We start from the raw sequence: 6,106 nt of genomic DNA, 5'->3' as shown, positions 1-6,106 counted from the left end.
ATTCAAATCATCCAAATTTGGAGTCCAGATTTTGAGTGTGCGCTCAACGGAATTTTCTTCAGATTCTGAATTTTGTTTTTCAGGAATACATGGATTTTCAGAAGCCCCCTCTCTTGTTTTTGTATTAGTTGTTTTTATATTGTTATTGTGTGTCGGTATTTCCGACAAGTTGCTATCTGAATTTCCGACAGCAGTGTCGGTTTTTCCGATAGCAGATTTAGGTTTGGTGTCGGTTTTTCCGCTAGCGGAATTATCGCTATCTATATTTCCGACAGCAACAATATTGTCAGTCAAAGTGTATTTTGATGGTCGATTTTGGAATGAAACTTTCTCTACAATTCCCATCTCGATCAGTAAATCAATGCCCGCTAAAACTGCATCTTTTTTGTAGCCAGTAGCCTCAACAAGCTGCGAAGTGCTGATGTTGTCAGCTGATTTATTCCAGCCGCGAGTCTTGCGAACAATGAACAAGTAGCATGGCAGAGCTGCACCTTTCATTTTGGCCATATAGCCCTTGTCAATCAGGTCGTTAGGCATCATGAATGCGTTAGAGATAAAGTTGCTCAAAACACCACCCCTTTTTCTAGAACTTGCTCAAAATGAAATTTTTGAATTTCAAAAGGTAGCTTTACCCCGATCTCAGTCAATTGTTTGAGCTGAGCTGAGTTGATAATTCCTTTTAATGGAGATTTGCTTATTGACATCCTGATGCGAAACTCATCCATATCGACAGCTTGCTTGCTTAAATTGCAGTAGCTACAAGAACAAACATAATTGTCAAACGCCTCTGAGCCGCCCTTACTTTTCGGTACGAAGTGATCAACGTTCATTGATTTGTGATTTTCAACTTCATTGCCGCAGTAGGCGCACAGCTTTGAACTAGCCAGCCATAGGGCCCGCTTGAACTTAAGGGAAAACCTATACCCATTCGGGGTGATTTTTAGCGCATCTTCAATCTTAAATTTATTTAGGATTTCGTTGTCTCTTGCTTGGTTTGGATGATTCATGCAGCCCCCTTTAGCTTGTAAAAATGGCGCTCCAGCACCGCTACAAAGTTCACTTTTACAGATGCGGCATAAGCATCCACTGGCATGGGTTGAGGTTTGGCTGCTTTGCGCAGCACAGCGCGTCTATGCTCAACCAGTTGAGCTAATTTCGCCGTCATGACACCTCTCCCACCGCAAGCTCTACAGCTGTTAAACGACGCTTAGCGTTAAGCTCAGCAATTGAAGCATTGCGGACAAACTTTTTACTTAAAGTTAGTTTGCCGAAGCGAATCAGCACACAAACCATGTGCTCGTACACCTCAAGCACGTAACAAAGTTCATCAAACGGTTCGAAAGCACCGTTTCGGAACGACTCATCCAAAACCACTGCATCACCGATCAAGAAGTCATCGTTGTTATTGCTTGGTTGCTGTGTTAAATTTGTACTCATATTCAATCCCTCAAAGCGTTGAATTGCTAAAAGCCTGATCTTGTCCATCAGGCTTTTTTAATGCCTTGTTTATGTTGAAAAAGTGTGTAAAATCCCAACAGCTACTTTCACTCAGTAGTAAGCCCTTGACATTAGGATTGGTCATGGGCTTTTTTTTGCTCAGCTGTTGTGTTAAATTCAAATCCATATTCATTGGCTCCAAATGATGAATACCTAAAGCCTGCCTTGAACCGTCAGGCTTTTTCTTTTTCTACACAGGCATGAACCTGTGCATCCAATTTTGCTAAAACCATATGCAGCGCATGAATTACTTTTGACATGTCTGCTGCCTCACCACTTGTGATGCGCCCATCCATCATCATTTCCCGAAATACAGAAGTGATATCGCCACCGCCAATGCCTATCCCCAATACAAGCTCGGTAAGAGCGAGATCACGGCATTCAGGTATTTGCGGCAAATCAATAGCTACTTTTCCGTGCTCGGCATTCAAGCTGTGCAGCGGTCTGTAGTCACCTGTCAACGTCATCAGCTTTGATGTTTCAAGTAGCGTGATGTGATGCGTGTCTGTGTTTGGATTTACTTTGCTGTTTAGGACAGCTGGGCTTTTGATTCCCATACGTGGAGCTAATGCATTCGCACCGCCGGGGAAATCGTGAACCGCGTTATATACAGCGTCTAATATGTTCATTTACAACCCTTTAGAACGTTTATTTAAAACATTGACCGAGTGATAATTGGTTATGCGGTTACACGTTGAAATTCTTTTAAGGATGGGCAGAGGTCCGAAGCCTTGAATTTTCCACCTGTAACTTTCTCGGCTCGAATAGCCACAAGCTCGGACATATTCCAGCGACCAGAAACATATCCGCTAATGTTTGATTGGCTAACATCAAGAGCAGCTGCGGTAAGCTTCTGTCCACCGAAATGCTTAACAAGATCTTTATATAAGGTTTGCATGAGCATTCTCTTATTAAAATATAAGTAACACCTGAATAATATTAGTATTCTAATACTTAGTCAATAAGTATTCTTATTTGAATTATTATTAGTTACCTAATATATTTATTAGAGATAAATGAGGCTTCACCTAAATGCTTAAAGACAGACTTAAAGTTGCAAGAAAAAATGCACGAAAATCCCAATTAGAAGTAGCTGAAGCTATAGGGATTACACAATCTGCATACAGTCAACTGGAAACAGGTCGGGTTGATTCCTCGTCTCACCTACCAGCAATTGCTAAGTTTTTAGGGGTAGATTCGTACTGGCTTCAAACTGGTGAAGGCTCTACCGATACATTAAATACTTTGGAGATGTTGGATCCTGTAATCGCCACAGATGAGCTCAAAGATCAATTTGTTTGGATCGATGTAGTTGAGGCTAATTTTTCATGTGGCACTGGCGAATCAATTGAATTTCATTTCGATGCAATCAATGGAAAAATCCCCTTCCCGCCGTCATTTCTAAAAGATCGAAACGTTACAGAAAAAACTATGAAAATCATCAAAGCCAAGGGTGACAGCATGGCTGATTTCATTAAGGATGGTGACATGGTTGGGATAAATCTGGCTCAGACAGAAGTTATAGATGGTGAGATATATGCTGTCTATTTGGCAGGTGAAGGCATGATAAAGCAAATTTTCAAGGAGGCGGATGGCTCGCTGGTTCTGCATAGTCTTAATGATAAATATCGAGATAAGGTTGTAACAGAAGAAAATGGGAAGAATTTCAAAGTAATGGGTCGTCAGATCTGGCGAGCTGGATAGTTAAAATTTCTAAAAAGAGAATTCAATGATTGCAACACTTAATAAATCTAAAACTGCGCTAACCATTAACCGTCAAGAGTTTAAATTAGCGCTGGGTAAAATCGGTGATGGCATTGATAAACAAATAACCTCGCTTAAAAAAGCCAAACAAAGCTATGACGCTGCGGAAATAGCCCGTGAAGTCATAAGCGAAGCAAATATCTTTGAAGCGATTATTGAGGGCTTTAATGAAGAGGAAGGCACTAATCTGAAGCTGGCTGACATAACCAACATTGAAGTGGCACAGGGGTGGATAGATGAATTTTTAGAAAAGTTTTCTGAGTTATAAAACTGCCAATGTGGCTTTTGGTGTTGAGATAAATAACCGTTGCCGATCAAAGGAATACTTATGAGTGACAAACACGAATTACCTGAACTCCACACATATCGCAATCTATCTAGTGGCGAGAAATTAGCAATTAATCAAATGCTGATTTCCTATGTCTGGGAGGTTGGATGTTTATTTAACGTACACATGAAGAGTGATGTGAAATCATACAACTTGGTAAAACTAACGAGTGTCAATTTTGAAAATGAAGCTACGAGCATATGGGTTCACTTTGAAACAATAACTGGTGAAAGCATTGGCATACCGTTGGATTTTTTATCAAAAATAGAACGCTCAGGACAAGAGGATATTTAAACTCTGTATTTATAAATACAAAACAATAATGGGAGGTGTGATATGCAAAAAATTGAAATCAATTCCCATAGGATTAAGAGTGTCTTTTACCAATGGCACCTCTTGACTGTAGAGCTCAATACAGGTCAACGATTTTTATATCGACTTGTGGCTCAAGAGACTTTCGATGACTTTATGAATGCTGATGACAAAGATAAGTTTTATAAAACTTATATTCAGTTTAATGATGGGTTTAAGCGGATTCAGCTTTTTGGGTGATTAAAAACTGCGAACCCGACGCAGTCCTTTAGAGCAGATCGGGTGGAGAGTATATGTTTGAGTTATTAGTAATTGATATTTCAGGAAACAAGCCTAAATCCCTCTATGCAAGGGAATTTGTAACCCATCCCCGTATTGGGGAGTGGATTGATATAGAAATAGATGGTGAAAGTAATATGTTTGAAGTGGTTAAGATTGCTCATTCAACAAATGGCGGTGATTCTGATTTGTATGTAAGGCTTCTAGGACTAACCTATCAAGTTGTTGGTGATCTTTGCTGTAGAAATGATTAGCAATATTCGCGCAACTCTCATCAAGTTTATGTGGATTAGTAATAATAACACCAATAAATTGATGTCCTGTAATTGATGAGTTTTCATCAATTGCCATCAACTCTCCCTTTTTTGTAATACCAATCATTCTAATGACTCCATCCAACCCACCACCACGGTGGGTTTTCTTTTTAATAAATCCATATATTCCCTGATATTATGAAGCTGAGACTCTGCACCAACATTGATCTCAAACATCCATAAATATCGGAGAAAATATGAAAGCGTTAATTGTTATCAGTGGTGAAAACATATCTGACGAAAAAATGAGCTACTTAGCTGATGAAGATGCATTAGCATCAATTCAAAGAATTGCCCCAAACTCATTTCTTTTTGACCTTACCAAATCCGCGCATGTTTTAGCAGCATTGCAAGGTTATGTAGATAAGATCACCAATACCTACCACATCTTTTACTTCAAGGATGAAGTGGATGTATTTAAGCTTCCCGCAAAGCATTAAAGCTTTCTCTTGTTTTCTTTTGATCTTTAATCATTTCAGAGATCAAGAAATCATAAATCCTGTTTGCTGTGCCTATGATTAGATTAGCATCGGTAAGACCCTGTCTCATTAATCGATCAACCATACTTCTACGCCAGCGAGATAAAAGTATTTCTTCTGGTGTGGCTTTATTAAACAATCCTTTTTCACCAATAAAGTCCATCAATTCATCGGTAGCATTAATCAATATATTGGCATCAGTGATGCCATTAAAGATTAAGTGATTAACCATGTGAGAGCGTGGATCATGATGCAAACTTTCTATTGTTAAGTGATTTGGCTTATCCATCACAATAAACTCCATCCAACCCACCACCACGGTGGGTTTTCTTTTTAAAAAATCCATACTTTCCCTGATATTATGAAGCTGAGACTCTGCACCAACATTGATCTCAAACATCCATAAATACCGGAGAAAATATGAAACCTGAAATTATAGAAGCCCTAGCGTTAGAGCTTACTAAATCAAAACTTGCCAATAAGGACACTACTGCATCTGATTGGGTTAAAGCCTATAAAGAATCACACGCAGAAATTGAAGAAGTGTGTGATGAGGGGCGTGTGTATCACAAACCAGTTGCTGGAGGTTCGCGCGTGTTTTAACAACTAGCCTTAGAAATCACCAGACAACCACTCTTTTGTGAAAATTCTAAAAGAGTGGTTTTTAGCTCATCCATAACCTTCAGTGGGCATTCAATCACTACCGTACCAATGTGATTCCCAAAAATAAGTGTCTGTGCGGCATGTACCTGCTTCTCTATATCTTCAGGCTTCACGCCATTCAGTAATAGTTTTTCAACAAATTGCTTACGCCACTCAAATATTTCATTCGAAAGCTGCATACTCATTTCTATCACCTTTAGTGGGTTTTCTTTTGTCTATTAAAACATAAAAATAAAAATACTAATAAATATATTAGCAAACTTATTGACTACTAATATTAGTATGCTAATATTTACCTCGTAAACAACAAAAAGCCCCGGCAACTTGCGGAAACCGGGGCTGTTTAAAGCGAGGTCATTATGACACAAAAACACGAAATCAAAAACCGCTGGACTGACGAAGTCCTTTTCACTTGCGACGTACCAGAAGGCATGGAATCAGGAATGATTGCGCGTCATGCGGTTGAGACT

The 6,106-nt window shown here is 39.3% G+C and carries 16 protein-coding genes; 7 read left to right on the top strand and 9 right to left on the bottom strand.

Features of this window, described 5'->3' with window-relative positions; genetic code table 11:
• The 7 genes from OKC24_RS18930 to OKC24_RS18900 form a co-directional block, all read right to left on the bottom strand.
• Nucleotides 1-567 (bottom strand): replication protein (locus OKC24_RS18930; RefSeq protein ID WP_265466210.1); only part of this gene is annotated, 567 nt, incomplete at its 3' end.
• Nucleotides 564-1,007 (bottom strand): HNH endonuclease, encoded by a 444-nt coding sequence (locus OKC24_RS18925; protein ID WP_265466209.1) that lies wholly within the window; start codon nt 1,005-1,007, stop codon nt 564-566. The genes OKC24_RS18925 and OKC24_RS18930, both read right to left, overlap by 4 nt.
• Nucleotides 1,004-1,165 carry a hypothetical protein gene (locus OKC24_RS18920; RefSeq protein WP_265466208.1) on the bottom strand — a complete coding sequence of 54 codons (162 nt, stop codon included), beginning with the start codon at nt 1,163-1,165 and terminating at the stop codon, nt 1,004-1,006. Before OKC24_RS18920 ends, OKC24_RS18925 begins: the two co-directional genes overlap by 4 nt.
• Nucleotides 1,162-1,437, bottom strand: coding sequence for a hypothetical protein (locus tag OKC24_RS18915; RefSeq protein WP_265466207.1), 276 nt, complete (start codon nt 1,435-1,437; stop codon nt 1,162-1,164). The genes OKC24_RS18920 and OKC24_RS18915 overlap by 4 nt, the downstream gene beginning before the upstream one ends.
• Nucleotides 1,438-1,447: 10 nt before the next feature.
• Nucleotides 1,448-1,624, bottom strand: a complete 177-nt coding sequence (locus OKC24_RS18910; protein WP_265466206.1) for a hypothetical protein — start codon at nt 1,622-1,624, stop codon at nt 1,448-1,450.
• 46 nt (nt 1,625-1,670) lie between these two features.
• A complete protein-coding gene (locus OKC24_RS18905) occupies nt 1,671-2,126 on the bottom strand; it encodes a phage regulatory CII family protein (protein WP_130148988.1) in 456 nt (151 codons plus the stop codon).
• 50 nt (nt 2,127-2,176) lie between these two features.
• A complete protein-coding gene (locus OKC24_RS18900) occupies nt 2,177-2,395 on the bottom strand; it encodes a helix-turn-helix domain-containing protein (RefSeq protein WP_265466205.1) in 219 nt (72 codons plus the stop codon).
• A gap of 134 nt (nt 2,396-2,529) precedes the next feature.
• On the opposite strand from OKC24_RS18900, the gene OKC24_RS18895 reads away from it, so the two are divergent.
• From OKC24_RS18895 to OKC24_RS18870, 6 genes are all read left to right on the top strand, one after another.
• Nucleotides 2,530-3,201: an XRE family transcriptional regulator gene (locus OKC24_RS18895; RefSeq protein WP_265466204.1), complete on the top strand. Its 672-nt coding sequence runs from the start codon at nt 2,530-2,532 to the stop codon at nt 3,199-3,201.
• 25 nt (nt 3,202-3,226) lie between these two features.
• The gene (locus OKC24_RS18890) at nt 3,227-3,529 is read left to right on the top strand and encodes a hypothetical protein (RefSeq protein WP_265466203.1); all 303 of its coding nucleotides are present in this window, start codon (nt 3,227-3,229) and stop codon (nt 3,527-3,529) included.
• 60 nt (nt 3,530-3,589) lie between these two features.
• Nucleotides 3,590-3,883 (top strand): hypothetical protein, encoded by a 294-nt coding sequence (locus tag OKC24_RS18885; protein WP_265466202.1) that lies wholly within the window; start codon nt 3,590-3,592, stop codon nt 3,881-3,883.
• Nucleotides 3,884-3,925: 42 nt separating this feature from the next.
• Nucleotides 3,926-4,141, top strand: a complete 216-nt coding sequence (locus OKC24_RS18880; RefSeq protein WP_265466201.1) for a KTSC domain-containing protein — start codon at nt 3,926-3,928, stop codon at nt 4,139-4,141.
• A 53-nt stretch (nt 4,142-4,194) separates the two neighbouring features.
• Nucleotides 4,195-4,434, top strand: a complete 240-nt coding sequence (locus OKC24_RS18875) for a hypothetical protein (RefSeq protein ID WP_265466200.1) — start codon at nt 4,195-4,197, stop codon at nt 4,432-4,434.
• A gap of 257 nt (nt 4,435-4,691) precedes the next feature.
• A complete protein-coding gene (locus OKC24_RS18870) occupies nt 4,692-4,934 on the top strand; it encodes a hypothetical protein (protein ID WP_074947480.1) in 243 nt (80 codons plus the stop codon).
• On the opposite strand, the gene OKC24_RS18865 is transcribed toward OKC24_RS18870, so the two are convergent.
• Entirely contained in the window at nt 4,912-5,373 is a 462-nt protein-coding gene (locus OKC24_RS18865) for a hypothetical protein (RefSeq protein ID WP_265466199.1), read from the bottom strand. The two genes, OKC24_RS18870 and OKC24_RS18865, sit on opposite strands and share 23 nt — an antisense overlap.
• Nucleotides 5,374-5,393: 20 nt before the next feature.
• Between OKC24_RS18865 and OKC24_RS18860 the strand changes: the two genes are divergently transcribed.
• On the top strand, nt 5,394-5,576 hold the full coding sequence (locus OKC24_RS18860; RefSeq protein WP_265466198.1) for a hypothetical protein: 183 nt from the start codon (nt 5,394-5,396) through the stop codon (nt 5,574-5,576).
• Here the strand turns inward: OKC24_RS18860 and OKC24_RS18855 are convergent.
• Nucleotides 5,573-5,821, bottom strand: coding sequence for a hypothetical protein (locus OKC24_RS18855; RefSeq protein WP_265466197.1), 249 nt, complete (start codon nt 5,819-5,821; stop codon nt 5,573-5,575). The genes OKC24_RS18860 and OKC24_RS18855 overlap by 4 nt on opposite strands.
• Nucleotides 5,822-6,106: the final 285 nt, after the last annotated feature.

Source organism: Acinetobacter entericus (genome assembly GCF_026168575.1).
GTDB classification, from domain to species: domain Bacteria; phylum Pseudomonadota; class Gammaproteobacteria; order Pseudomonadales; family Moraxellaceae; genus Acinetobacter; species Acinetobacter bouvetii.
Note: the sequence above shows the minus strand (reverse complement) of the source record. Positions and strands in the feature narration are given on the sequence as shown.

What these genes read in the sequence shown, in the direction of transcription:
- OKC24_RS18870 (WP_074947480.1), top strand. Translation starts at nt 4,692, where the DNA reads ATGAAAGCGTTAATTGTTATCAGTGGTGAAAACATATCTGACGAAAAA.
- OKC24_RS18875 (WP_265466200.1), top strand. Translation starts at nt 4,195, where the DNA reads ATGTTTGAGTTATTAGTAATTGATATTTCAGGAAACAAGCCTAAATCC.
- OKC24_RS18860 (WP_265466198.1), top strand. Translation starts at nt 5,394, where the DNA reads ATGAAACCTGAAATTATAGAAGCCCTAGCGTTAGAGCTTACTAAATCA.
- OKC24_RS18880 (WP_265466201.1), top strand. Translation starts at nt 3,926, where the DNA reads ATGCAAAAAATTGAAATCAATTCCCATAGGATTAAGAGTGTCTTTTAC.
- OKC24_RS18920 (WP_265466208.1), bottom strand. Translation starts at nt 1,165, where the DNA reads ATGACGGCGAAATTAGCTCAACTGGTTGAGCATAGACGCGCTGTGCTG.
- OKC24_RS18855 (WP_265466197.1), bottom strand. Translation starts at nt 5,821, where the DNA reads ATGAGTATGCAGCTTTCGAATGAAATATTTGAGTGGCGTAAGCAATTT.
- OKC24_RS18865 (WP_265466199.1), bottom strand. Translation starts at nt 5,373, where the DNA reads ATGTTTGAGATCAATGTTGGTGCAGAGTCTCAGCTTCATAATATCAGG.
- OKC24_RS18915 (WP_265466207.1), bottom strand. Translation starts at nt 1,437, where the DNA reads ATGAGTACAAATTTAACACAGCAACCAAGCAATAACAACGATGACTTC.
- OKC24_RS18925 (WP_265466209.1), bottom strand. Translation starts at nt 1,007, where the DNA reads ATGAATCATCCAAACCAAGCAAGAGACAACGAAATCCTAAATAAATTT.
- OKC24_RS18905 (WP_130148988.1), bottom strand. Translation starts at nt 2,126, where the DNA reads ATGAACATATTAGACGCTGTATATAACGCGGTTCACGATTTCCCCGGC.
- OKC24_RS18900 (WP_265466205.1), bottom strand. Translation starts at nt 2,395, where the DNA reads ATGCAAACCTTATATAAAGATCTTGTTAAGCATTTCGGTGGACAGAAG.
- OKC24_RS18885 (WP_265466202.1), top strand. Translation starts at nt 3,590, where the DNA reads ATGAGTGACAAACACGAATTACCTGAACTCCACACATATCGCAATCTA.
- OKC24_RS18890 (WP_265466203.1), top strand. Translation starts at nt 3,227, where the DNA reads ATGATTGCAACACTTAATAAATCTAAAACTGCGCTAACCATTAACCGT.
- OKC24_RS18910 (WP_265466206.1), bottom strand. Translation starts at nt 1,624, where the DNA reads ATGGATTTGAATTTAACACAACAGCTGAGCAAAAAAAAGCCCATGACC.
- OKC24_RS18895 (WP_265466204.1), top strand. Translation starts at nt 2,530, where the DNA reads ATGCTTAAAGACAGACTTAAAGTTGCAAGAAAAAATGCACGAAAATCC.